At 70.8% G+C, this 24,523-nt stretch carries 13 protein-coding genes; all 13 read left to right on the forward strand.

The window, feature by feature from the left end:
- Window positions 1-101 precede the first annotated feature (101 nt).
- The gene (locus tag AC3DEZ_RS15370; RefSeq protein WP_488388990.1) at window positions 102-299 is read left to right on the forward strand and encodes a hypothetical protein; all 198 of its coding nucleotides are present in this window, start codon (window positions 102-104) and stop codon (window positions 297-299) included.
- A gap of 366 nt (window positions 300-665) precedes the next feature.
- Window positions 666-1,259, forward strand: coding sequence for a secretin and TonB N-terminal domain-containing protein (locus AC3DEZ_RS15375; protein WP_488388991.1), 594 nt, complete (start codon window positions 666-668; stop codon window positions 1,257-1,259).
- Window positions 1,256-1,762 (forward strand): RNA polymerase sigma factor, encoded by a 507-nt coding sequence (locus tag AC3DEZ_RS15380; protein ID WP_447104616.1) that lies wholly within the window; start codon window positions 1,256-1,258, stop codon window positions 1,760-1,762. Before AC3DEZ_RS15375 ends, AC3DEZ_RS15380 begins: the two co-directional genes overlap by 4 nt.
- Before the next feature lie 136 nt (window positions 1,763-1,898).
- A complete protein-coding gene (locus AC3DEZ_RS15385) occupies window positions 1,899-2,885 on the forward strand; it encodes a FecR family protein (protein WP_488388992.1) in 987 nt (328 codons plus the stop codon).
- 171 nt (window positions 2,886-3,056) lie between these two features.
- Window positions 3,057-15,236, forward strand: a complete 12,180-nt coding sequence (locus AC3DEZ_RS15390; RefSeq protein ID WP_488388993.1) for a filamentous hemagglutinin family protein — start codon at window positions 3,057-3,059, stop codon at window positions 15,234-15,236.
- A gap of 162 nt (window positions 15,237-15,398) precedes the next feature.
- Window positions 15,399-15,737: a hypothetical protein gene (locus AC3DEZ_RS15395; protein ID WP_488388994.1), complete on the forward strand. Its 339-nt coding sequence runs from the start codon at window positions 15,399-15,401 to the stop codon at window positions 15,735-15,737.
- A 167-nt stretch (window positions 15,738-15,904) separates the two neighbouring features.
- Entirely contained in the window at window positions 15,905-17,212 is a 1,308-nt protein-coding gene (locus AC3DEZ_RS15400; RefSeq protein ID WP_488388995.1) for a PstS family phosphate ABC transporter substrate-binding protein, read from the forward strand.
- Between the two features lie 109 nt (window positions 17,213-17,321).
- The gene (locus tag AC3DEZ_RS15405) at window positions 17,322-17,831 is read left to right on the forward strand and encodes a hypothetical protein (RefSeq protein WP_488388996.1); all 510 of its coding nucleotides are present in this window, start codon (window positions 17,322-17,324) and stop codon (window positions 17,829-17,831) included.
- Between the two features lie 376 nt (window positions 17,832-18,207).
- Window positions 18,208-19,758: a ShlB/FhaC/HecB family hemolysin secretion/activation protein gene (locus tag AC3DEZ_RS15410; RefSeq protein ID WP_488388997.1), complete on the forward strand. Its 1,551-nt coding sequence runs from the start codon at window positions 18,208-18,210 to the stop codon at window positions 19,756-19,758.
- A gap of 35 nt (window positions 19,759-19,793) precedes the next feature.
- On the forward strand, window positions 19,794-21,599 hold the full coding sequence (locus AC3DEZ_RS15415; protein WP_488388307.1) for a DUF2341 domain-containing protein: 1,806 nt from the start codon (window positions 19,794-19,796) through the stop codon (window positions 21,597-21,599).
- Window positions 21,600-21,609: 10 nt separating this feature from the next.
- Window positions 21,610-22,020, forward strand: coding sequence for an ExbD/TolR family protein (locus AC3DEZ_RS15420; protein WP_488388306.1), 411 nt, complete (start codon window positions 21,610-21,612; stop codon window positions 22,018-22,020).
- Window positions 22,021-22,024: 4 nt separating this feature from the next.
- Window positions 22,025-22,711 carry a cell envelope integrity protein TolA gene (tolA, locus tag AC3DEZ_RS15425; RefSeq protein WP_488388305.1) on the forward strand — a complete coding sequence of 229 codons (687 nt, stop codon included), beginning with the start codon at window positions 22,025-22,027 and terminating at the stop codon, window positions 22,709-22,711.
- Window positions 22,712-22,765: 54 nt separating this feature from the next.
- Window positions 22,766-24,484: a putative porin gene (locus tag AC3DEZ_RS15430; RefSeq protein WP_488388304.1), complete on the forward strand. Its 1,719-nt coding sequence runs from the start codon at window positions 22,766-22,768 to the stop codon at window positions 24,482-24,484.
- Window positions 24,485-24,523 lie beyond the last annotated feature (39 nt).

Genomic DNA, 24,523 nt, shown 5'->3' on the forward strand with positions numbered 1-24,523 from the left:
TGGCTGCCCGGCTGCGGGGCTGACATGCATGGCGGGCGCGGGAGGGATCGCGCTTTCCGACCCACGCGGGTCGTTCCATGGAGCCAACCGGAGATCGATTCATGAAGAAGAGATTCGCCATGGCGTTGCTGCTGGCGGTCACCGCGATTTCCATGAGTTTCAGCGCCTGCGCGCTCATCGTTCAGGACGCGAACGGAAACTACCGGGAATGCAGTACGCGGTTCGATGCGCAGGGCAACAGCATCTGGGTGTGCGTGCCCCTTCATCTGGATCACCAGTCGCCGGATCCGGATCCTTGATCCTGCCGGCCGCGGTGTCCGCGAAGGCCAGCGCCCGCATTGGCCTTTTCTGCACGGTACGCCGCGCGGGCGCGCATCGGCGTCTGGGAACTGCCGGGGGATGGCGGCGTCCCGATGTCACCTCCGCGACACGGGGCGCGGACACCAAAGCGTCATATTCGCTGCCTAGGATGGCCCCGAGGCAGGTATCGAACCTTGGGTCCACAGAAGGTCAAACGCACCGGAAAGGTGGCCGTCGGTCCTGCCCTGGTCCTCTCGGGAGTACTGGCGATGGCTGCGGCTACGGCTCCGTCGGCGCAGGGACGTGTTGCGCCATGCGAAGACGCGCAAGGAGTGCGGGAGCCTGTCCGCGGCGACGCGGCGGGCATGGACCGCGCGTCCTGCATGGAGGACACGTTCGATTTCGACATCGGGCCGCAGGCGCTGGATAGCGCCATCCAGGCCTTTGGCGCCATCACCGGCCAGTCGGTCATCTATGACAGCAGTTTGACCACCGGCGTGGCATCCGCCGGTGCGCGCGGGCGTTTCGGCGCGGCCGAGGCGCTTGCGCGAATCCTGCAGGACAGTGGCTTGCGGATCCGGCAGGTGGGACAGGGCGCGCTGGTCCTGACGCGTGACGCCGCCGTCGAAGCGCCGGCGCCCGCGCGCGATCCGGCCTGGTACTACGGCGCCATCCAGCAGCGCCTGGGCGAGGCGTTCTGCCGCCGGCCGGAACTGGCCGAGGGGCGTCACCGCCTCGCCGTGCAGTTGTGGTTCGCGGCCGATGGCCGGACGAGCCGTTCGCGGCTGCTGGAATCGACCGGTGACGCCGACGTGGACGCGGCGGTGCATGAGGCCATGAACAGCCTGGCATTGGGCGTGCCGGTGCCGGCGGGGATGGAACAGCCCTTTACCCTGCTGGTGTTGCCGCGTGCGACGGGCTACGCGTGGGCCTGCGCCGCCCCGGACACCGCGCCATGAGCGCGGTGGGCGCGGCCGCCGGCCTGCAGCAGTTCCTGGTGCTGCGTTACAACGAACTCAAGCGGCGGCTGGTGCTGCGGTTGGGTTCGGACGAGGTGGCCAGCGATGCGCTGCAGGAAACCTGGCTGCGGCTGTCCACCCGCCGGGTGGCCGATACCGTGGTCGATCCCTGGCACTACCTGTTCCGCATGGCGTTGAACGCGTCGGTCGATCTGCGTCGTTCGGCCGGACGGCAACTCAGCGTGCGCGAAGTGGACGATCTGCTGGAAGTTGCGGACTCCGCGCCCGGCCCGGCCGAATCGGCGGGCGCGCAGGCGGAACTGGAGGCACTGGCGCGGGTGATGCGGGAACTGCCCGAACGGCGCAGGAACATCCTGCTGGCGGTGCGCGTGGAGCAGCTCACCCAGCCGGAAGTGGCGCGTCGCATGGGGATTTCACTGCGCCTGGTGGAACTGGAGCTGCAGAAGGCGCAGGCCTACTGCGCGGCCCGGTTGGGGCGTTGACGCGCGCGGCATCGGGCGTCCCGGCTGGCGCCGGGGACGGTCGCCATGCGGGATTGGCCAGCGAAATCGGTCTATTGTCTGACGGTTACCGGCCATTCCGGCCGGGATGGTCCGCCGGGGGCGGGCGAAACGCGGCATGACATTCCCGAACGACGACAACCAGAAGCATGCGCTCCGGCGCGAGGCCGATGCCTGGGTGCGGCGGCTGGCATCGGGCCAGGCGACCGAGGACGACGCGCGTGCGTTGCAGCGCTGGCGCGCGCAGGGACCGGCGCACCGTGCGGCGTTCGAGGACGCCAAGCGCCTGTGGCGCGATTTCGCGCCGGCCGGTGAGCAGCTGATCGCGCAATCGGCGTTTTCGTCCACGAACGCGAATGGCCGACGGATGAGCCGGCGCGCCTTCATCGGCGGCATGGCCGCCGCCGCCTCGGTGGCCGGTGTGGCGCTGCTGGCCGAACATCCGCTGCTCGGCGCCTGGGCGCCGATCTCGGAGTGGGACGCGGACTACCGCACCGCCACCGGCGAGCAACGCACCGTGCGCCTGCACGAAGGCATCGTGCTGGCGATGAACACCCGCACCAGCGTCGCGCTGCAACGGCAGGACGGGCGGATCGATGGGGTGACGTTGTTGGCGGGCGAAGCGGCGGTCGATGCGATGGCGGTGGCCGGAGGACGGTTCCACATCGCCGCCGGCGCGGGCCGGATCATCGCGGAGCTGCCGGCGCGCCTGGAAGTGCGGCGGGTGGAGGAGCGCACCTGCGTGACCTGCCTGCGCGGACGGGTCACGGTCCAGGTGGGAAACCAGCAGCGCACGCTGGCGCCGCGCTACCAGGTGGACTATGGCGAGACGGGACTGGAAACGGTGCGCGCCATCGAGCCTGACGTGGTTTCCGCGTGGCGCGACGGGGTGATCGTGTTCCGCAACACGCCGCTTCCCGAGGCCGTGGCCGAGATCAACCGCTATCGGCGTGGCCGGGTGGTGTTGATGGACCGCGAACTGGAAGGACGATCGGTCAGCGGACGTTTTCCGATCCGGCAGATGGATCGGGTGATCGCGCAGATCCAGCAGGCGTTCTCCACGCGCGTCACCACGCTGCCCGGCGACATCGTCCTGCTGGGTTGATACGGCGCGCCAACAGGCGTGTTCAGGAGCGTGCCGCGCAACCCCGCGGCCACGCCTGCGGCGTGCGGCTTCGCACCGAGGGGTTTGCGGGTTCGTCCGGCTGGAAGCGTCGTGAAGAAGGAAAGCCATGGTGGCCTGCGCCACCGCCCCCTTCTTCCTGGAGCGTCCGCAGTGCCCAAGCAAGCGATTGCCCCCTCCCGCCCCCTGTTCCGCGCGCATCCGCTCGCACGGGCGATCGGCCTGTTGCTGGTTGCCGGCGGCGGCATGGACGCCGCGTCGGCGCAGCAGGCTTTCAGCCAGGCGTGGTTCGCCAACAAGGCAGCGGTGCAGAACGCGGTCAATTCGACGGGCAAGCTGCCCGGCGGCGCGCCTGCGCCGTGGCGCCCGAATGGCCCGCAGCAGCAATCCCAGGCCGCGCGCGACAAGCTGCAGCAGTCGGTCAACAACCTCGGCGTCGCGGCGCAGGCGATTGCCTTGCGCCAGGCGCTCCAGCAGCAGGCGCGGCAGGCGGCCCTGGGACGGCCGTCGAACGTTCCCGACGGCTTGGGCGAAGGCGGCCTGAAGGTCGACGAGGACGCGCTGACCCGCGGTTGGCACAACGCGAAGGATCCCACCCAGCAGGTCGTCGACGGCCGGACCACGGTGACCATCGAGCAGACCGGCAGCAAGGCCATCCTCAATTGGGAAACCTTCAACATCGGTCGCGACACCACGGTGAAGTACGACCAGCAGGCCGACTGGGTGGTGCTCAACCGGGTGAACGATCCGCTGGCGCGGCCTTCGCAGATTCAGGGCCGGATCGAAGGCGACGGCACCGTGCTGGTGCTCAATCGCAACGGCGTGGTGTTCGACGGCAGTTCGCAGGTCAACGTGCGCAATCTGGTGGCGGCCGCCGCGCGGATGGGCGATGCGCAGTTCCTCGGAGGCGGCCTGTACGGCGCGGACGGCGCGCCCGGTTTCACCGATTCCGGCGGCGCGGTGGTGGTGGATGCCGGCGCGCTGATCCAGACGAAGGAACCGACCTCGGTCACCCAGGGGGGTGGCTACGTGCTGCTGCTGGGCGGCGAGGTGGACAACGCGGGCCAGATCGTCACCCGCAAGGGCCAGGCGCTGCTCGCGGCCGGCGATAGTTTCATCATCCGCAAGGGGGCCGGCACCGAAGGCAACCAGGCGGCGACCACCCGTGGAAACGAGGTGGCCGCCGTACGCGACGCGACGTCCACGTCCACCGGCAGGGTCGTCAACACCGGCGTGATCCAGGCCCGCGAAGGCGACGTCACCCTGACCGGCCACGACGTGCGCCAGGACGGCGTGGCGGTGGCGACCACCACGGTCAACACGCGCGGCACGGTGCATCTGTTGAACTCCGCCGCCGACGCCGAAGGGCGCGTCACCCTGGGCAAGGACGCGGTCACCGCGGTGCTGCTGGAGGACGACGGCAAGACCACGGCGCTGGACAGCCAGCGCGATGCGCTGATCGCCGAATCGGAAAAGCTGGATGCGTTGCGGATGCAGACCGAATCCGGCGCGTTCGACAACTACTCGCGGCTGTCCGATCGCCGCGACCAGTCGCGGGTGGAAATCGTCTCCGGCGGCGACGTGAACTTCGAAAGCGACTCGCTGACCCTCGCCACGGGCGGTCAGATCTCGGTCAGCGCGGGCGATCGCGCGCAGTTGGCGGAACGCGCGCAACTGGACGTGTCCGGCGCGGTCGGCGTGCGGGTGGCGATGGAAAGCAATACGGTCAAGGTCGACGTGCAGGGCAACGAGCTGCGCGATTCGCCGCACAACCGCGACAGCGGCGCCCTGCAGAACGGCACGGTCTGGGTGGATCGGCGCGATCTGATCCTGGTGCCGGCCGGTACCGGCGGCTACGCCTCCGATCGCTGGTACGCGGCAGGCGGCCTGCTGGAAGTGGGTGGCTGGTTGAACAACCAGGGGCATTCGATCGGCGAATGGGCGGCACAGGGCGGTACCGTCACCCTGGGCGGCAAGGAAGTGATCACCCGCGCCGGCTCCCGCGTGAATCTTTCCGGCGGGTCGCTGGACGTGCAGACCGGCTACGTCCAGCAATCCTGGCTGCGCGGCGCCGATGGCCACCTCTACACGTTGCAGGACGCGCCGGCGCACCTGGCCTATGCCGGCGTCTACAGCGGCTACCAGATCGATCACGCGCGCTGGGGCGTGAAGGACAACTTCGCCAATCCGATCATCGCGCCGCGACAGCGGCTGGAAAACGGCTACACGGTCGGCCGCGACGCCGGCCGCCTGGTCGTCGATGCGCCCACCGCCGTGCTGGAAGGCGACATCCAGGCGACGGTCTTCCAAGGCGCGCGGCAGACGCGCGCGCGCGACGCCGTGGACGGCTACCGGCAGGCGCAGACCGCCGTGGCGCGCGCGGGCGAACTCGTCATCGGCCGGGTCAACGCGCGTGGCTTCGAGACGCCGCATGCGAGCCGCATCGTCGTGGGCGCGTTCGACGACGTGGCGACCGGCGACGCGGATTCCGCGCTGCCGGAAGATCGCATCGGCACCGTGCTGCTCGATGCCGGGCGCCTGAACCGGAGCGGGCTGGGCGGATTGACCCTGATGAGCGCGGGCGAGGTGCGGATCGATCAGGCGCTGACCCTGGCCGACGGCGGCGCGCTGGATCTGTCGGCCGCCGACATCGCGATCAATGCCGATGTGACCATCCGCAGCGGCAGCATCCACGCCGACAACGTGGTGAACGTGGCGACGGTGTCCGCGCGCGAGGATGCGTTCCTGTTGCGCGGGGATGGCAACGCTTCGTTCGGGCTGGGCGCCGGCGCGACCCTCGATCTGGCGGGTACCTGGCACAACGCGCTGGCGGACGGCGCCGAATCGGTGTCGTTGGCGCACATCGACGGCGGCGAGCTGTCGGTGCGCATGGTGGAAGGCTCCGTGCGCCTGGCCGCCGGCAGCCGGGTCGATCTGGATTCGGGCGCGGCGCTGCGCGCGGACGGTCGCCTGGTCGGTGGACGCGGCGGTGATCTGAGCCTGATCGCCAACGACGACCGCGTCGCGGTGGCGGGCACCGGCACGTCCGATCGCCCCGGCCGCGAGCTGGTGCTCGATGGCGAGATCCATGCCGCCGGCGTGGCCGGTGGCGGCACCCTGACGCTGTGGTCGCCCGCGCCGGTGGTGTTCGGCGACAACGCGGTGCTGGAGAGCGGCGTGCTGGAAGCCGGCACGCGGCTGCCGGCGGATGTGGTGCTGGCCGAAGCGGTGACCGTGGCGATCGGCGGCCGCTTGCCGATCGACGCGTCCGCCTCGGTGAACACGGTCGTTCCGGATCGTCCGCTGCCCGCGGTCGTGCCCGACACCCAGGCGCAACCGGTGGTGGAACTGGCCGGCGAGTGGACCGTTCCCGACAACGTGTGGGTGAACGCCGACGGCACCTGGGTGACCGGCGGCACGGTGCTTCCGGCCGGAACGCGAATGGAATTCCTGTCCGGCACGACCTTCCCGCCGGGCACGGTGTTTCCGTCCTCGGCGTTCCCGCAGGGATTCGCCGTGCATCCGTACACGCTGTCGATGCGGGCCGGCGAAATCGCACCGGTCGCGGTCACCGTGAACGCCGGGCAGGTGCTGCCGCGCGGAACCTGGTTCGAGCAGGCAGTCCATTTCGGGCCCGCGCTGAAACTTGATTCGGAACTGCTGCACAGCGGTTTCGCGGACTACCGGATCGGCAGCCGCGCCGGACTCGTGGTGTCCGATGGAACCACGCTGACCACCGAAATGCCGCTGCTGCGGCCGACCGCGGCCGCGTTCGGCCTGCCCTCGGGTACCGCGTCGCGATCGGCGCTGGAGCAATGGACACCGCCGCTGATCGCCGAGGATCCGGCCAACGGCCGGCTCAGCCTGCGCGCGGGCGCGGATCTGTCCCTGCATGGCACTTCGCTGGAGGTTGGCGAGGGCGCGGCCATCACGGTCGATCCGGGTCATCGTGTCGAGTTGGCGGCGGCGCGACAACTGGTGGTGGACGGGAAAATCACTGCGCCGGGGGGCGAGATTTCCCTGGTCAGCGTGCCGATCGGCGCGGTCGGCCGGCTGGCGGCCGGCGCGCCCGATGCGTCGCTGTGGGTGGGCGGCAACGCCGTGCTCGACGCGGCCGGACGCGCGTGGACCGCGCAGGATATGCAGGGTCGCCGCTATGGCCTGGTCCAGGATGGCGGCGCGATCCGCATCGGACTGGAAACCTATGACCGCGAGGTCAAGGACATGCTCGCCGCGTCGCGCGCCACCGTGGTGATCCGCGAGGGCGCGCGGCTGGACGCGTCGGGCGCGGCGGCGACGATCGATGTGGTCGGCGGGCAACCGCCGCTGGCGCGTCCCACTCTCGTGGCGGGCGATGGCGGCCTGATCCAGTTGGGTTCGGTCGCCGGCATCCTCAACGATGGCGATCTGCGCGCGGCCGCGGGCGGTGCCGGCGCCGCCGGGGGCCGTTTGCATCTGGTGCTGGAGAACCGCGTCGGCGCCGGTGGTGGCGCGCGCACGCTGAGCGTCAGCCAGGCGCGCGTGCGCAGTGGCCTGGGCGCGGACGCGGAGGCGGGCGATACGCTCGATCCGTCGTTGCGCGACGGTGCGCGGATCAGCGTCGAGGAGATCGAGGCGGGCGGCTTCGGCTCGCTGGATCTGTGGAGCCGCGACGTGATTTCCTTCGAAGGCGATGTGGAGCTGCGGATGAGCGAGCGTCTGGCGCTGCGCCGTGGCCTGTTGTCGGTGGCGGACGCCACGCCGGACGCGCGGGTGGTGCTGGCCGCGCCGCACGTGCTGCTGGCCGGCAAGGTCGCCGACATCGAGGAGCCGCAGGAAGGCCAGCCCCGACCGGGTCTGGTGGACACGATCGGCGGCGGCTACCTGGGCTACGCGCCGTCCTCGCGCAACGAAGCCTCGCTGGAGATCCGCGCCGATCTGTTCGATGCGCAGGACGCGACCTTCTTCGGCGGTTCCGGCGCCGTGCACCGCGAAACCGCGCCGGGCCAGTGGACCCCGGAGGCGGTGGATCGTTTCGGCTTCGACCGGGTCGAACTGGTCAGTCGCGGGGATCTGCGGTTGGGGAACGGGTTGCTGCAGACCGCCGGCGACATGCGGTTGACCGCGCGCCAGATCTATCCCAACACCCATGCCAGCGCGCAGATCCTCGCGGGAGCGATCAACCCCGGCGCGGATGAATTCGATCCGGCGCGGTCCCTGATCATCCGCGGCTACGGCGATACGCCGGAAGTGCCGTTCTCGGTGTTCGGTTCACTGAGCCTGCGCGCCGCGCAGATCGACCAGGGCGGCGTGGTGCGTGCGCCGCTGGGCCGCATCGTGCTGGGCAAGACGCCGGATCCGGACACGTTCTACACCGACAAGCGTTTCAACGTGGTGCTGCGCGACGGCAGCCTCACGTCCACCAGCGCCGCCGGTCTGCGGATGCCCTATGGCGGCACCGCCGATGGACTGCGCTACCTGTACAACGGCCAGGTGGTGGATTTCGACGATGCCGCGGCGCTCGGCGGCGGCGATCGCCAGACGGTCGAGGCGATCGAACGTGGCGTGCTGATGGGCCAGGTAACGCTGACCGCCGAAGCGGGGTCGGTGATCGATGTCTCCGGTGGCGGTGAACTGGACGGCGCCGGGTTCTTCACCGGCCGTGGCGGTTCGGTCGACATCCTGCGCACGCCGCTGGCCAACGCCAACCCGGCCCACGGTTTCAGCAGTCCGGATGCCGAGGTGTACGCGATCGTGCCGTCGATGCCCGGCAGCTACGCGCCGATCGCGCCCGATGCCGGCGCGGGCGCGCCGCGCGTCGGCCAGCAGATCACGCTGACCTCGCCGGTGGGCGGCCTGCCCGCCGGCACCTATACCCTGATGCCCTCGACCTATGCGCTGCTGCCGGGCGCGTTCCGGGTGGAACTGTCGGCGTCCGTCGGGCGCGAGGCAGGCGCGGTGGCGATGCCGGGCGGCATGTTCCGCGCCAGCGGCTATCTCGGCACCGCCAACACCGGCGTGCGCGACACCTTGCCGACCACGGTGACGCTGATGTCCGGCGACACCGTGCGGCGTTTCTCGCAGTACAACGAAACCAGTTACGCCGACTTCGCCATCGCCGAGGCCGCCCGCTTCGGCGCGCGCCGGCCGCGGCTGGAACGCGACGCGCAGAGCCTGCACCTGGATCTCGCGCGCGAGGCCGGCGACGCGATGGATTTCGCCGGCGAGGTACGGATGGCGGGCAGCGAGGGCGGCGCGGCCGGCAACCTGTTCCTGACCTCGCTGGGCGCGCTGGAGATCAAGCAGTCCGGCGCCGCCGCCAGTGAAGGCTTCACCGCGGTGGACGCCGAGGACCTGGCCGGCATCCAGGCCGGCATCCTCACCATCGGCGGCACCTTCGGCCTGATCGACGCGATCGCGTCGGCGGATCAGGGCGCGCAACCGCTGGGACCGCGGGTGGTGTTCGAAGGTGGCAGCGGCGCGGTCGCGATCCGCGAGGGCGCGCAACTGCGCGCGGGCCAGATCTTCCTGACCAGCCGCGACCGGGTGGACGTGGAGGGCGGCGCGGTCATCGAGGCCAGCGCCGTCAGCGGTCCGCTGCTGGATTCCACGCGCGGCTACGTGTTCTCCGACAGCTACGACGACAGCAATCCCATCGGCGGCGCGGTGCTGGCGGTATCCGCGGGCGACGTGCGGTTCATGCCGCCCACCGCGGCGCCGCAGGACGGCAGCGTGGCGCCCAACGCGATCCACGTGGCCGACGGCGCGGTGCTGCGCTCGCCGGGCACACTCGGCTTTTCCACCAACGGCACGCTGGATCTGGGCGACGCCGAGTACAGCGCCCGCTACTTCGCGCTCACCGCGCCCAGCCTGCACATCGGCACCGAGGACGCGTTCGCGCGAGCCGACGCCGCGGGTACGATTGGCGATGGCGTGCGCCTGACGCAGACGCTGCTGGAACGGCTGGTGCATCCGGCGGCCGGACGCGTGCCGGTGGAACGCGTCTCGTTGACCGCGGGCGGATCCATCAACCTGTTCGGCGCGGTCGATTTCGATCTCGGCCGCGCCAGCGGCGACGCGGACACGCAACTGTGGCTGGAAACGCCGGCACTCTACGGCTGGGGCGAGGCCGACGAAACCGCGCGGGTGGCCGCCGGCACCGTGGTCTGGAACGGACTTGCGACCGGTACCGGCACACCGTCGCGGCCATACGCGAGCCTCAAGCCCGCCGAAGTGGCCGCCGGCGGCGCGGGCACCGGCTCGGGCCGCCTGAGCATCGAGGCGCGCCGCATCGAGCTCGGTTACGCGCCGTATGCGCGTGGACAGGATCAGGTGGAACTGGATCGGCTGGCGCTGGGTTTCGCCGCGGTCGATCTGCGCGCCAGCGAGCGCATCACCGCCAACCATCGCGGCACGCTGTCGGTGCATGCGACCGGCACCGACGCCGACAGCTACGCCGGCGGCGATCTGCATCTTTCCACGCCGGTGCTGACCGGTGCCGCCGGTTCCTTCATGGCCTACCGCGCCGGTGGCGAAGTGACGGTGGACGCGCCGGAAGGCGCGGCGGCGTACGACCGCGGCCGTTTCAACGAACTTGGCGCGGAGGTGCGGTTCTCCGGCCAGCGCGTCAGCGTGGATACGGCCGTGGCGCTGCCCAGCGGACGCCTGGTGCTGGAGGCGCGCGAGGACATCGCCCTGGGCGGGAATGCCCGGCTCGATCTGGCCGGCCGCACGCTGTCGTTCTTCGACGAGCGGCGGCACAGCTGGGGCGGCGATCTGGTGATGGAATCGCGCGACGGCGCGATCACGCAGGCCGCCGGTTCGCTGATCGATGTGTCCGCGGCGGGCAACGACGCCGGCACCGTCAAAGCGGCCGCGACCGGCGATCGTGGCGATGTCGTTTTGGCCGGCAGACTGCTCGGCGCAGGTGCCGCCGGATACATCGGCGGAGCGTTCGATCTCCGTGCGCACGCGCTCTCCGACTTCGCCGGACTGAACGCGCGGCTCAACGACGGCGGGTTCTTCGAGGCGCGCGGTTTCGTGATTGGCACCGGCGATCTGGTCATCGGCGATGAAGTGCGCGCGCGGCGGGTGACGATTTCCGCCGATGGCGGCCGCCTGACCGTCAACGGGCGCATCGACGCCAGCGGCGCGCGCCCCGGCGAGATCCGGTTGGCCGCGCGCGACGATCTGGTGCTTGCTTCCGGCGCGATGCTGGATGCGCATGCCAACCAGCTGCAGGTCGACGGACGCAGCGCGGCCATCGACGCCGCCAACCGGGGACGGGTGGAACTGACCAGCGCGGAGGGCCGCGTTTCGCTCGCCGAGGGCGCGGTGATCGATCTGCGCGCGGCCGATGGCGTCGCCCGTGGTCACCTGGACATCAACGCGCGGCGCATCGGCGCGGACGACGTGGCCGTCGATGCCGCGGACGGCGTGGTGGTGCGGGGCGCGGGCAGCCTGGCGGTGAATGCCTTCCGCCGCTACACCGCGGAGGATGGCCGGATCGATCAATCCGATCTGGAAGCCATGCATGCCGACAGCAGCGCCTTCATCGACGCCGCGCTCGGCAACGCCGCGTTGCGCGATCGGCTGAGCGGCCTGTCGGCCTACGGCGATGCGTTCCACCTGCGTCCGGGCGTGGAGATCCGGGCCGCGACGCCGGACGGCGATTTGATCGTCGATGGCGATCTCGACTTCTCCGGTCACCGCTATGGCCCGGGTGTCGATCCGGGACTGCGCGGCAGCGGCGAGCCGGGCGTGGTGGTCCTGCGCGCCGGTGGCGATCTGATCGTCAACGGGAGCATCTCCGACGGCTTCGCGCCGCCGCCGGCGACCCCGGACGACAATGGCTTCTACCGCTTCGACCCGATCCTGCGCGGCGGCCAGGCGGCGGATCGCGACATCACCTTCCAGGCGCCGTTCAATCCCAGTTTCGGCGACATGTGGTTCGTGTTCCCCGGTGCGGCGACCGGCGTGGATCTGCCGGTGGTGGAATCGGGCTGGGTCAGCGACGGGCTGGGCAGTTACTACGGGCCGGGCGATCAGATACCGGGCATGCTCTACGGCACCATCACCCTCGGCGCGGGCACCCGCCTGCGTACCGCGGATCCGGCCAATGCGGACATCACCGTGGAAGCGCAGGTGGACCGCCGCAACTGGGCGGCGGCGCCGATGCTGGCGCCGGGCATGCAGTCCTGGTCGATGCGTCTGGTGGGCGGCGCGGATCTGGCCTCGGCCGACAGCCGCACCCTGGCCGCGGCGTCGCGGCTGGGGGGACGCGGCGACGTGGTGCTGGATGCGTCGGGCAAGGTCGGACCGGCGCGCCAGCAGTCGGCGCTGTCGGTCATCCGCACCGGCACCGGTGATCTGGATCTGCTGGCCGGCGGCGACTACCTGCAGAAATCGCTGTTCGGCGTCTACACCGCCGGCACCCAGCTCGCCGACACCGGTGCGCGGGATCAGGCGCGCGCGCGCCAGCCGGACGGCACCGTGCTGGGTTCCGGCAACGAGGCCTACGAGGCGACGCTGGACGCGCGCCGCATGTTCTTCACCGGCAACGGCGGCGATCTGCGGTTGTCGGCGCAGGGCAACGTGCGCGGCTTCATCGAGATCGGCCAGGGCGCCAGCGCCGACATCGGCAACTGGCTGTGGCGACAGGGCGGATCGGACGGGCAGCCCGCGGCGTGGGGCGTGAACTTCGGCCAGTACGTCTACAACCCGAATTCGTTCGCGCTGGAGTTCGCCGGATTCTCCGGCATCGGCACGCTGGGCGGTGGCAACGTCAACGTGGAGGCCGGTGGCGATATCGGCTCCACGGTGAGCCGCGGCCTGAACGATGTGCAGAATTCCAACGACGGCCTGTCCATCGTCGTCGCCTCCAGCGGTCGGGTCGATGCCGCCGGGCGGGTCGCGCAGGACGGTGGCGGCCATCTGAGCGTGGTCGCGGGCGGGCGGATCAACACCGGCGTGAACCAGAGCCCGAAGGCCAGCGCGATCACCGGACTGATCGCCAGCCTGCGCGGCGACGCCAGCATCCGCGCGGGCGCCATCGGCCAGTCGGCCGCGACCGGTCATGGCATCAATCGCGCCGGTGATCCGCGCGCGGTGGATACGCAGGCGCCTTCCACCCACACCGGTTATTCGCCGCTGGCGCTGGCGGTCGGCGATGGCGGCCTGCGCGTGAACACGCGCGGCGGCATGCGCGTGAGCACGGGCCTGGACGCGGGCCGGGTGGCGATGAACGGTGGCCGCACACGCGTCGATGGCGCGCAGGGCGAGGGCGGGATGGCGACGTCCTTCAGCCTGTGGACCGATCGCAGCGGACTCGATCTGTTCGCCGCGGGCGGGGATCTCCTGCAATCGAACATCGTCTCCGCGATCGGCGTCTACACGCAGTACGACCCGGGCCGCTTCTCCGCGATCGCCGCCGGCGGTTCCGTCGTGCTGGATCGGGTGCTGCTGGCGCCGTCGCGCGAAGGTACGCTGGAAGTGCTGGCGCGCGATCACATCATCGGCAAGGCGGCCATGTCCGGCGCCACGACGGAAAGCATGGCCACGCCGGATCGGCCGCTGTGGGTGCTGGACACCGCGGGGGTGATCACCAGCAACGCGCACGCCGATGCGAACGCGTCGCTGGACAACAGCCAGCCCTACGACGGGCTGACCGGGAGCATCCTGTTCGCGTTCGCGCCGGACACCGCGGGCGAACGGGATGCGCAGGTACGCAATCCGATCCGGCTGTACGCGGCCAACGGCGACATCGTCGCCAGCACCGGCCGGATCCAGCGCAGCCTCGACGGCACCCGGACCTGGTACGTCGCGGCCGGACCCACCTACCTGCGCGCGGGCCGCGACATCCTGGCCGGCAGCCATGTGCTGCTCAACAACGAAACCACCGACATCACCCTGGTGCGCGCGGGCCGCGACATCCTCAACACCAGTTTCCGCATCGCCGGCCCGGGCCTGCTCGATGTCGCGGCCGGACGCAACGTCTACCAGGCGTTCACCGACGAGGTGGCCAGCAACCAGCCGGATCAGAATCTGAGCCTGTTCCGCAGCATCGGACCGGTGGTCGCCGGCGACAGCCGGCCGGGCGCGGGCATCGTGCTGTCGGCTGGCCTGGGCGCCGGTGGCCCGGACATCGACGGCTTCGCCGCGCGTTACCTGGATCCGGCCAATCTCGCCGATCCGGAACGCCCGTTGGCCGATCAGCCGGGCAAGGTGGTGCGCACCTACGAACGCGAACTGGTCGACTGGCTGCGCGCGCAGCATGGCTACGAGGGCGGCGCGGACGGCGCGCTGGCGTGGTTCCAGGCGCTGCCGGCGGAAGCACGCGGCGTGTTCCTGCGCGGCATCTATTTCGAGGAACTGCGCCTGGCCGGGCGCGAGTACAACGATCCTGAAAGCCGGCGCTTCCAGAGCTATCTGCGCGGACGCGACGCGATCGCCAGCTTCCTGCCGGGCATGGCGGAAGACGGCAAGCCCGGCGACTACCGGGGTTCGATCGTGTTCCGCGAAGCGGCGGGCGTGCACACCGATTTCGGCGGCGACATCCAGGTGCTGGCGCCCGGCGGCGGGCTGACCCTCGGCGTCGATGGCGTGGCACCGCCGCCCAGCACGGGCCTGCTGACCCAGGGACGCGGCGACATCGAAGTGTTCACCCGCGACAGCGTGCTGCTGGGCCTTTCGCGTGTGTTCACCACGTTCGGCGGCGGCATCACCCTGTGGTCGGCGCAGGGCGACATCAACGCCGGCCGCGGCGCGAAGACCTCGGTGGTGCACACGCCCACGCGGCTGGTCTACGACGACATGGGCAATGTCGGCCTGTCGCCGCAGGTGCCGAGCACCGGCGCGGGCATCGCGACGCTGGCGCCGATTCCCGATGTGCCGGCGGGCGACGTGGATCTGATCGCGCCGCTGGGCACCATCGATGCGGGCGAGGCCGGCATCCGCGTCTCCGGCAACGTCAACCTCGCCGCCTTGCAGGTGATCAACGGCGACAACATCCAGGTCCAGGGCGACGCAAGCGGATTGCCCACGGTGGCGGCGGTGAACGTGGCCGCGCTCAGCACCGCCAGCGCGGCGGCGACCAACGCCGTGCAGGCGGCGCAGGAAACCGTGCGCCGGCAGGCGCAGCGGGCGCGACCCTCGATCATCAGCGTGCAGGTGCTGGGCTTCGGTGACAGTCCGAGCAGCCGCGCGGCGCCTTCGGCGGGCATTCCCGCATCGGCGGTCACCCGCGCCGGCTATGACCCGGGCAGCGCGTTCCAGGTGCTGGGCAACGGCAAGCTGGGCGACGCGCAACGCGCGCGGCTCAACAGCGCCGAACGCGATCGGCTGGATCAGCCCTGACGGGGCAAAGGCTCAATGGGCGTCAAGGACGATGCCCGCCCATCCGGTCCAGCGGTCCGCGCCGAACATGGCGCGGACACGGAGGCCCGTCCGGAATCGGGGCATATCGAATCTCATGGAAAAGGAGCATGCGCAAATGGACAGACGAGCACGGGGGGCGTCATGAATGATGCATTCGTAAGCGTGTACGAGTTCCGCAAGCGGCTGGAGCAGCACATGCTCCATGCGCGGCAGCCCATGGTGGTATCGCATGGCGGCATGCCGATCGGTTACTTCATTCCCGCCAAGGTCTGGCACGACCGCGCCACGGTTGAAGTGTTCAATGAACTGGTGTCCGCGATCCTGGAGATGAGCGGATACGACGAGAAGGACGTCAAGGAAGCCATCGAATCATATACGTCGGCGAACGCGGAAGTGACCCGCGAGCGGATGTTGCGACACCTGGCGCGCGTGCATCCGGAAGCGACCACGCATCGCAACGGGAACATTGCGAAACGGTGACGGTGGGTTCACCGGAACGACACCGTAGTTTCTTCGCGCGGGAACAATGACGGCGCAGGCTTCCTCCTGCCACCCGTGATCACGGGTGGCAGGCAACCGCGGACGAATCCGCCGCGCGGTTGGTTTCCTTCCTCGCCATGGTGATCCCTTTCAAAGGAGTTTTCGTTATGCGCCGTACAACGTTCTTGCGCGTCCGCCCGCTCGCCGTCGTCGCGTTCGCCGCGATGACCGCCGCCGGTTCCGCCGGTGCCGCCGATCTGTTCGGTGGCGGTGCCACTTTCCCGGTCCAGTCGTACGTGGGTGACAACTTCCTGACCACGGTTCCGGTCCGCGCGCGCCTGTCACGCAACACCACCAACGCGGTGACCACCTCGCCGATCGCCACGCTGACCCCGCCGGACACGCTGTTCGCCCGTTTCTCTTCCGGTACCGGCAACAAGATTTCCTACTGCCAGACCGGCAGCGGCACCGGCAAGACCGTGCTGATCGGCGTGGGCTCGGTCATCAACGCCAACGGTGAATGCGGCAGCTACCAGACCGGCACCAGCCCGGCCGGTTTCAGCGGCACCGCCGCCGCGCCGAACTACATCGGCACCGATTCGCCGATCAGCCAGGCCGATGTCACCAGCTTCAACGGCGGCCCGCGCGCCGCGCGCGAGCTGTGGCAGGTTCCGACCCTGGCCGGTGCCATCGCGCTGCCGAATCATTCGGCCCTGGGCTTCACCAACCTGACCACCGAACAGGTGTGCCGGATCTTCTCGGCGCGCATCACCAACTGGTCGGGCATCCCGGGTTCGGGTTCCACCGCGCCCATCAACATCGTGTACCGCGCGGAAGGCAGCGGCACCAGCTTCGCCTTCACCAGCTACCTGGCCGCGGCCTGCAACGGCAAGTTCACCATTCCCGCCGGCTACTTCAAGCCCAACCAGAGCTTCGCCGCCGCGGTTCCCGCCGTGCCGGGCCAGCCGGGTTCGGCCGCGCCGCTGTACGCCGCCTCCACGCCGATCAACGGCAATCCGGGTGTGGTGACCTCCGTCATCGGCACCGCCTCGGCCATCGGTTATGCGGACTATCCGGAAGTGGATGCGCAGGGCGCCGAGTTCCCGACCGTCAACAGCGCCAGCCCCGCCGCGCTGCCGGCCTCCATCAGCATCCCCGCGCCGCTGTCCGGCCAGGTGCTCAACGCCAGCAACACGCCCGTGGCGGTGACCGGCATGACCAATCCCGCGTGCCTGCGCCTGATCAATCCGAACACGATTCCGGCCGGCGTGACCTATCCGATCCTCGCGTACACCTACATGGGCGGCTATCGCAACACCAACGGCACCAGCACCACGCCGCTGCGCCAGCTGCTGGGCTACTTCCTGGCGAGCCAGACCAACCGTCCCGCTCCGCCGGCCGGTTTCGCCTATCTGGATGGCGATGCGAACTATCGCCTGTCGGTGCAGAACACGATCAACACCTGCGTCCTCTGAACCATGCCATCGGAGGCGCCGGTGAACCGGCCCTCCTTCATGCCGGCGGCGGGGAAATCCTTTCCCCGCCGCTTCTTCCATTGCCGGAACAGAATCGAGGAAACGAATCATGCGTCCCAACCACTGGAAAGGAACCACCAAGAAGGCGGCGGCGTTGCTGATGACGCTGGCCGCGTGCCTGGCCGCGGGCCAGGTGTTCGCGCAGCAGAATGATGATCCGGAACATTGCGGCACCATCGTCCACTATCCCGGCGCGGTGACCGTGGTGGGCAAGGCGTGGGGCAACGCCACGCAGGGCGACTTCCGCGCCTGCAGCACCACGTACCAGTGCGGTGCCAACGCCAAGACGGTCGAGGTGTTCGGCGTCGGTTACACCAGTCACCAGGAAGGCGTGATCGGCGTGGACAACTATGCCGTCGCGAGCGATTCCTCCGAAGCGATCCTCGCCAGCTGCGAAGCCGTCAGCAAGGATGCCGGCAAGCTCCGTTCCTGCCTGGCCGAGAAGCACAAGTTCCAGTCTCAGGCCGCGGTGGCCGAACAGGCGACCTGCTCGGTGGTCGTGGGCGCGCCCGCCAAGGGATGGACGGCGGCGTCGGCCACCTGTTTCTGCGAAGGATGAGGAAAGACAAAGAGACGCGGATGCCGGAGCCATCGCGGCATCCGGTGACGATGATGGTGGACACCGCGACGTGCGGTGCACGCGACTCCCGCGTCCCGGCTGGCCAACCGCCAGGCCGGGCGCGGTCTCCGATCATCACGCGCATGCATGAGGCGGGTGACGCCGTATCGCGCGCAACCGCGCGAAGCCACGCCCGAATATGACAGCACTGTCATAAAAATGTTTGCGGCCCCCGGCGGCTGCAACCGTCTAGAAAAAAGAGACAGGTGGATGCGCGATCGCCGCGTCCATCAGGGCCATTTCCGTTTCGGGTGAACAATCGATGCAGGGATCAAGAGCAGCCTCCACGCTCGCGCTGCGGATCGCGTGCGCGTTGATGACGACCACTCTCGCGCAGGCGCAGGCCGGCGAGCCGGGAGCGGGGGCGAGCGCGCCGGTGGCGCGGGTGAACATCCAGGAGTACCGGGTGCGGGGCAACACGGTGCTGGAGGCGCGGGCCATCGAGCAGGCGGTGAGCCCGTACCTGGGCCCGGGGCGGACCCTGGCCGACGTGGAAGCCGCGCGCGCGGCGCTGCAGGCGGCCTACCAGCAGCGCGGCTACCAGTCCGTGTACGTGGACCTGCCCGGGCAGCAGGTCAGCGGCGGGGTGGTGCTGCTGCAGGTGACCCAGACCCGGGTGGGGACGGTGCAGGTGGTGGGGGCGCGTTACCACGACCCGGCGCGGCTGCGCGCGGCGGTGCCGGCGCTGGCGGCCGGCCAGGTGCCGGACTTCACCCGCGCCCAGGCCGAACTGGCCGCGCTCAACCGCACCGCGCGCCGGCAGGTGGTGCCGCTGGTCAAGCCCGGGGCGGGCGAGGGGACGATGGACGTGGACCTGAAGGTGGAGGACGCCTCGCCGTGGCGGGTCAGCGCCACGGTCAACAACGACCACAGCGTGGACACCACCCCGACCCGCAGCATTCTGACGGTGGGCCACGAGAACCTGTGGCAGCGCGAGCACAGCGCCTCGCTGACCTGGTTCGCCGCCCCGCAGGACCGGGACGAGGCCAGCGTGTGGTCCGGGTCCTACCGGCTGCCGCTGGGCGGCCCGGACGGGGCGCTGGAGGTGTCCGGCTACCGTTCCGACAGCAACGTGGTGTCCAGCGGGCAGACCCAGGTCACCGGCAAGGGCCACGCGCTGGGGGTCAAGTTCAGCCGCACCCTGCCGGTGAGCGGGCCCTGGTGGCACCAGGTCGCGGTGGGGGTGGACTTCAAGGACATGGACGAGGCGGTGGCCCTGACCGGGATGGCGGCCGACTTCGCGCCGCTGAAGTACGCGCCGGTGAGCCTGGCCTACAGCGGGTTCCGGCAGGGCGAGCGGCACCAGTTCGCGCTGGGGCTGCAGGCGGTGTTCGGGGCGCGCAGCCTGCTGGGCTACGGCAGCGGCGCGGACGCGTTCGACTGGAAGCGGGCCTATGCCGATGCCAGCTTTTTCGTGCTCAAGGCCGATGTCAGCGACACCCTCACCCTGGCCAGCGGGGCGCAGTGGTTCGCCAAGGTCTCGGCGCAGCTGACCGACCAGCCGCTGGTGTCCGGCGAGCAGTTCGCCGCCGGCGGCATGTACACCACCCGCGGCTACCGCTCGGCCGAGGCCATCGGCGACTACGGGGCGATGTTCACCCTGGAGTGGCGCAGCGCGCCGGTGGCGCGCTGGGGCCTGCGCGACTGGCGCTTCCACGGCTACCTGGACGGGGCCTGGCTGGGGCTGCGCAAGCCGCTGCCCGAGCAGGCCGCCGAGGCCTCGCTGGCCGCGCTGGGGTTCGGGACCAGTTTCCAGGTGACCGAGCATTTCAACGTGCGCCTGGACTACGGCCACAGCCTGCTGGACGGCCCCACCACCACCCGCGGCGCCGACCGCCTGCACATCAGCGTGGGCGCCAGCTACTGAGCGCCTTCCCCCGTCTTTCTTTTCTGGAGATTCACATGCAACGCGTGCTCATTCTGTTGTTGACGTGCCTGGGCCTGTTCCTGCCCGGGCTGGCCTGGGCCCAGGCCCCGGCCCCGTGGTGGCAGGCCGACTGGAAGTACCGCAAGCCCATCACCGTGGACGCCGGTCCGCAGGGCGCCGGGCTGGGCGCCAGCGTCGGGCGCATGCCGGTGCTGGTGCGCCTGCACACCGGCAATTTCGCTTTCGACGGGGTGGGCCAGGGCGGCAAGGACCTGCGCTTCCTGGCCGCCGACGGCCGCACGGTGCTCAACCACCAGGTCGAGCTGTACGACGCGGACCTGGGCATGGCCCTCATCTGGGTGGACGTGCCGGCGGTGACGGCCAGCGCGCAGACCCTGTGGATGTATTACGGCAACCCGAAGGCCCCGGCCGCCGGCAACGGGCAACTGGTGTTCGACCCGGACTACACCGCGGTGTACCACTTCGCCGGTCCGGACACCCAGGCCCGCGACGTCACCGCCTACGCCAACCACGCCACCGGCGCGTTCACCCCGCTGGCCGCGGCGGTCATCGGCCGCGGCGCGCAGCGCGGGGAGGCGTTGCAGTTGCCGGCCTCGGCCTCGCTGGCGGTGCCGGCCGGCGGCTCCCTGACGTTCTCGGCCTGGGTCAAGCCCGAGCAGCTGGGCCCGACCCAGGCGGTGTACGCGCGCCGCGACGGCGAGCACGTGCTGCTGCTGGGCGTGGACAACGGCGTGCCGTTCGTGCAGGTGGACCAGGCGCGCAGCGCGCCGGTGCCGGCGCTGACGGCCGGGCAGTGGAGCCACCTGGCCTTCACCGCCGATGCCGGCGGGGTGGTGCTGTATGTGGGCGGGCGCGAAGCGGCGCGGCTGGCCAGTCCGCTGCCGGCGCTGGCCGGCCCGGCGCGGCTGGGCGCCGACCCGCTGGCCGCCGAAGCCAGCGCCCCGGTGCCGGCCGCCCAGCCCTTCGCCGGGGCCCTGGACGAGGTGCGCCTGTCCAAGGTCGCGCGCCCGGCCGGCCTGCTGCGGGCCGAGGCGCTCTCGCAGGGGGCGGCCTCGCGCCTGACCGCCTTCGGGGAAGACGAACAGAACGCCGGGGTGAGCCATTTCGGGTTCATCCTGAAGGCCATGCCGGTCGATGCCTGGGTGGTGGTGGCCATCCTGACCGCCATGCTGCTGCTGTCCTGGGCCCTCATGCTGACCAAGGGCCGCTATTTCGGGGCCGTGACCCGGGCCAACGCGGCCTTCTCGGCCCAGTACCAGCAGGTCGCCGGCCAGCCGGCCGCCGCCCTGCAGGAACGCGCCGGCACCGGCGCCCTGGGCCAGGACGTGTGCCAGGCCTCCTCCCTGTGGCGGCTGTACGCCATCGCCATGGCCGAACTCAAGGGCCGCCAGGCCCACGCCCACGGCCTGAGCGCGGCCGCGCTGGCGGCCATCCGCGCGGCCATGGACGCCGAACTCATCCGCGAGACCGAACGCATGGGCCGGCGCATGAACTGGCTCTCCACCACCATTGAAGGGGCGCCCTACGTGGGCCTGTTCGGCACCGTCATCGGCATCATGCTGGTGTTCGCCGTGGCGGCCATGGCCGGGGCGGTGGACATCAACTCGGTGGCCCCGGGCATGGCCGCGGCGCTGCTGTGCACGGCCGCCGGCCTGGGCGTGGCCATCCCGGCGCTGTTTGGCTACAACTGGCTGGCCGCCCGCGCCGAGGCCATCGCCGCGGACATGGCGGTGTTCGTGGACGAGTTCAGCGCCCGCCTGGCCGAAGAGTTCGACGCCGCCGGCGCCGCGCCGCCGGTGCTGCACTCGGTGCGGGCCTGAGGAGCGCGCCATGGCCGCCAAGAGATTCGGCGTCAAGAAGCGCGAGAAGGGCATCAACGTCACCCCGTTCGTGGACGTGCTGCTGGTGGTGCTGGTCATTTTCATTCTGACCAGCAACGCCACCATCCCCGGCATTGAAGTGAACCTGCCCAAGGCCAGCGCCTCGGTGGCGCTGGAGAAGCCGCAGACCAAGGCCATCACGGTGGACAACGCCGGGCAGGTTTTCCTGGACGCCTACCCGGTGAGCCTGGCCGAACTGGAAGAGCGCCTGCGCACCGAGCAGGCGGTCAACCCGGACCTGCCGGTCATCGTGCGCGGAGACGCGCAGGTGCAGTACGCGCGGGTGGTGGAGGTGCTGGACCTGCTGCGCAAGCTGGAACTGACCCAGGTCGGCCTGGTCACCGGCAAGGTGCCGGGGTGAGCGCATGAGCCTGCCCCCGTCCCCCCCGCCGGCCCGCGCGCGGCGCTGGCCGGTGGCCGCCGGCGTGCTGGGCCTGCTGGCGCTGCTGGCCCTGACGGTCGGGTGGCTGCTGTTCCAGGGCCCGGCCAGCAGCAAGCGGCCGGTCGCCCCGGTGCCGCTGCTGGCCCTGCCGCCACCCCCGCCGCCGCCGCCGGAACCGGAACCCACGCCCGAACCGGACGTGGAACCCGAAGAGGTCATGCCCGAGCCCGAACCGCTGGAGGACGTGCCCAAGCCCACCGAGGAAGCCCCCACCCCGGACACCGCCGACCCGGTGACCATGAACGCCGACGCCCAGGCCGGCAGCGACAACTTCGGCATCCAGTCCGGCAGCGGCGGCGGCATGAGCGGCGCGGGCGCGGGCGGCGCGGGCAACGCCGCCTATGGCCGCTACCTGGGCTACGTGCTGCAGCAGGCCGTGGCCCGCGAGGAGCGCCTGCGCCCGCTGGCCTTCCAGCTGACCCTCAACATCTGGCTCGACCCCGGCGGCGAACTGAGCCGGGTCGAACTGGTGCGCGGCAGCGGCAACCCCGAGGCCGACCAGGCGGTGCTGGCGGCCATCCGCGCCGTGGGCCGCCTGGACGAACGCCCGCCGGCCTCGCTGGCCTTCCCGGCCCGGGTGCTGGTGCAGGGCCGCCGGCCGGCCGGCTGAGCCGGCCCGTCCGCCTTTCTTCCTCTTTTCCTGATGACTTTCTGCGAGCCCCCCATGACCCGTTCCCCCCTCCGTAGCGCCCGCCCGCTGGCCGCCCTGGCCGCCGGCCTGGGCCTGGCCCTGGCCCTGTCCACCGCCGCCCGGGCCCAGGACGCCCCGGCCCCCGACAGCACCCTGGTCAAGCTCATCCGCGGCCTCATCGACAGCGGCGCCCTCACCCCGGAGGTGGGCCAGGCACTGCTGGACGAGGCCCGCCGCGAAGCCGCCGCCCGCCCGGCCACCGCCGCCGGCCCGGCGCTGGAACCGGGCGACGTGCGCGTGCCCTACCTGTCCGAGTCCGTGCGCCAGGGCCTGCGCGAGGAGGTCAAGGCCGACGTGCTGGCCCAGGCCCAGGCCGAACGCTGGGCCGCCCCGGACGCGGTGCCCGAGTGGACCCAGCGGGTGCAGGTGACCGGGGACGTGCGCGTGCGCAACGAGTCGCGCCTGTTCTCCGAACGCAACAGCCCCATCGAGACCGACTGGGCCCGCATCAACGCCGGGGCCGGCTACGACATCAACCCCAACACCCACCTGGACCTGCCGCCGCTGCGCAACACCCGCCAGGACCGCAACAACTCCTGGCGCATCCGCGCCCGCCTGGGCGTGCTGGCGCAACTGGGCCAACACACCCGCGCCGGCGTGCGCCTGGCCACCGGCAACGACACCAGCCCGGTCTCCACCACCCAGACCCTGGGCGGCGGACTGGCCAAGAAGGACGCCTGGCTGGACCAGGCCTGGCTGGCCTGGACACCGCTGCCGGGCCTGGAACTGACCGGCGGACGCTTCGCCAACCCGTACCGCTCCACCGACATCCTGTTCTCCAATGACCTGAACTTCGACGGCGTGGCGGTCAAGTACGAACGGGCCGCGGGCGAAGGGCTGGACCTGTTCGCCACCCTGGGCCTGAGCCCGCTGGAGTACTCGGCCGACAACTTCCCGGCCACCAGTCAGGACAAGCAGGCCAGCCGCGACAAGTGGCTCAACGGCCTGCAGGTGGGGGCCAACTGGCGCTTCGGGGACGACCAGCGCCTGCGCGCGGCCCTGGCCTACTACCAGTTCCGCAACATCTCCGGCGAGTACTCGGCCCCCTGCGCGCTGTATGCCGGCGCCCAGGTCTGCAGCACCGACGGCACCCGCCCGGCCTTCATGCAGAAGGGCAACACCCTCATGCTCCTGCGCAACCTGGCCCTGGACCCGCTGGACCCGGCCAACACCCCGCTGCCGCAGTACGTGGGCCTGGCCGCCAGCTTCAAGCTGGTGGACGTGAACCTGAGCTGGGAAACCCCGGCCCTGGCCGACACCCGCCTGCGCCTGGAAGGCCACTGGCTGAAGAACACCGCCTACGACCCGCAGGCCCTGTGGACCCGCGCCCACGGCGGCATCGTCACCAACCTGGCCACCCCGGCCGGCGCGGCCCCCACCGCCGCGGACATCCGCAGCGGCGACACCGCCTGGCTGTTCCAGGCCACCTTCGGGGACCTGGCCTTGCGCCAGGCCGGGGACTGGAACCTGTGGCTGGGCTACAAGCACATCGACCCGGACGCGCTGCCCGACGGGTTCAACGACTCCAACTTCCACCTGGGCGGCACCAATGCGCGCGGCTACACCCTGGGCGCCTCGTATGCCTTCGACCGCAACGTCTGGCTCACCGGCCGCTGGATGGCGGCCAAGGAGGTGTTCGGCCCGCCGCTGTCCATCGACGTGTTCCAGCTGGAGGTCAACGCCGGGTTTTGAGGCCGTACGCCGCGGCCCCCCTGCGGTGGCCGCGTATCC

Source organism: Pseudoxanthomonas sp. 134C1, assembly GCF_057773065.1.

What these genes read in the sequence shown, in the direction of transcription:
- AC3DEZ_RS15420 (WP_488388306.1), top strand. Translation starts at nt 21,610, where the DNA reads ATGGCCGCCAAGAGATTCGGCGTCAAGAAGCGCGAGAAGGGCATCAAC.
- AC3DEZ_RS15385 (WP_488388992.1), top strand. Translation starts at nt 1,899, where the DNA reads ATGACATTCCCGAACGACGACAACCAGAAGCATGCGCTCCGGCGCGAG.
- AC3DEZ_RS15375 (WP_488388991.1), top strand. Translation starts at nt 666, where the DNA reads ATGGACCGCGCGTCCTGCATGGAGGACACGTTCGATTTCGACATCGGG.
- AC3DEZ_RS15430 (WP_488388304.1), top strand. Translation starts at nt 22,766, where the DNA reads ATGACCCGTTCCCCCCTCCGTAGCGCCCGCCCGCTGGCCGCCCTGGCC.
- AC3DEZ_RS15380 (WP_447104616.1), top strand. Translation starts at nt 1,256, where the DNA reads ATGAGCGCGGTGGGCGCGGCCGCCGGCCTGCAGCAGTTCCTGGTGCTG.
- AC3DEZ_RS15370 (WP_488388990.1), top strand. Translation starts at nt 102, where the DNA reads ATGAAGAAGAGATTCGCCATGGCGTTGCTGCTGGCGGTCACCGCGATT.
- AC3DEZ_RS15405 (WP_488388996.1), top strand. Translation starts at nt 17,322, where the DNA reads ATGCGTCCCAACCACTGGAAAGGAACCACCAAGAAGGCGGCGGCGTTG.
- AC3DEZ_RS15400 (WP_488388995.1), top strand. Translation starts at nt 15,905, where the DNA reads ATGCGCCGTACAACGTTCTTGCGCGTCCGCCCGCTCGCCGTCGTCGCG.
- AC3DEZ_RS15415 (WP_488388307.1), top strand. Translation starts at nt 19,794, where the DNA reads ATGCAACGCGTGCTCATTCTGTTGTTGACGTGCCTGGGCCTGTTCCTG.
- tolA (WP_488388305.1), top strand. Translation starts at nt 22,025, where the DNA reads ATGAGCCTGCCCCCGTCCCCCCCGCCGGCCCGCGCGCGGCGCTGGCCG.
- AC3DEZ_RS15410 (WP_488388997.1), top strand. Translation starts at nt 18,208, where the DNA reads ATGACGACCACTCTCGCGCAGGCGCAGGCCGGCGAGCCGGGAGCGGGG.
- AC3DEZ_RS15395 (WP_488388994.1), top strand. Translation starts at nt 15,399, where the DNA reads ATGAATGATGCATTCGTAAGCGTGTACGAGTTCCGCAAGCGGCTGGAG.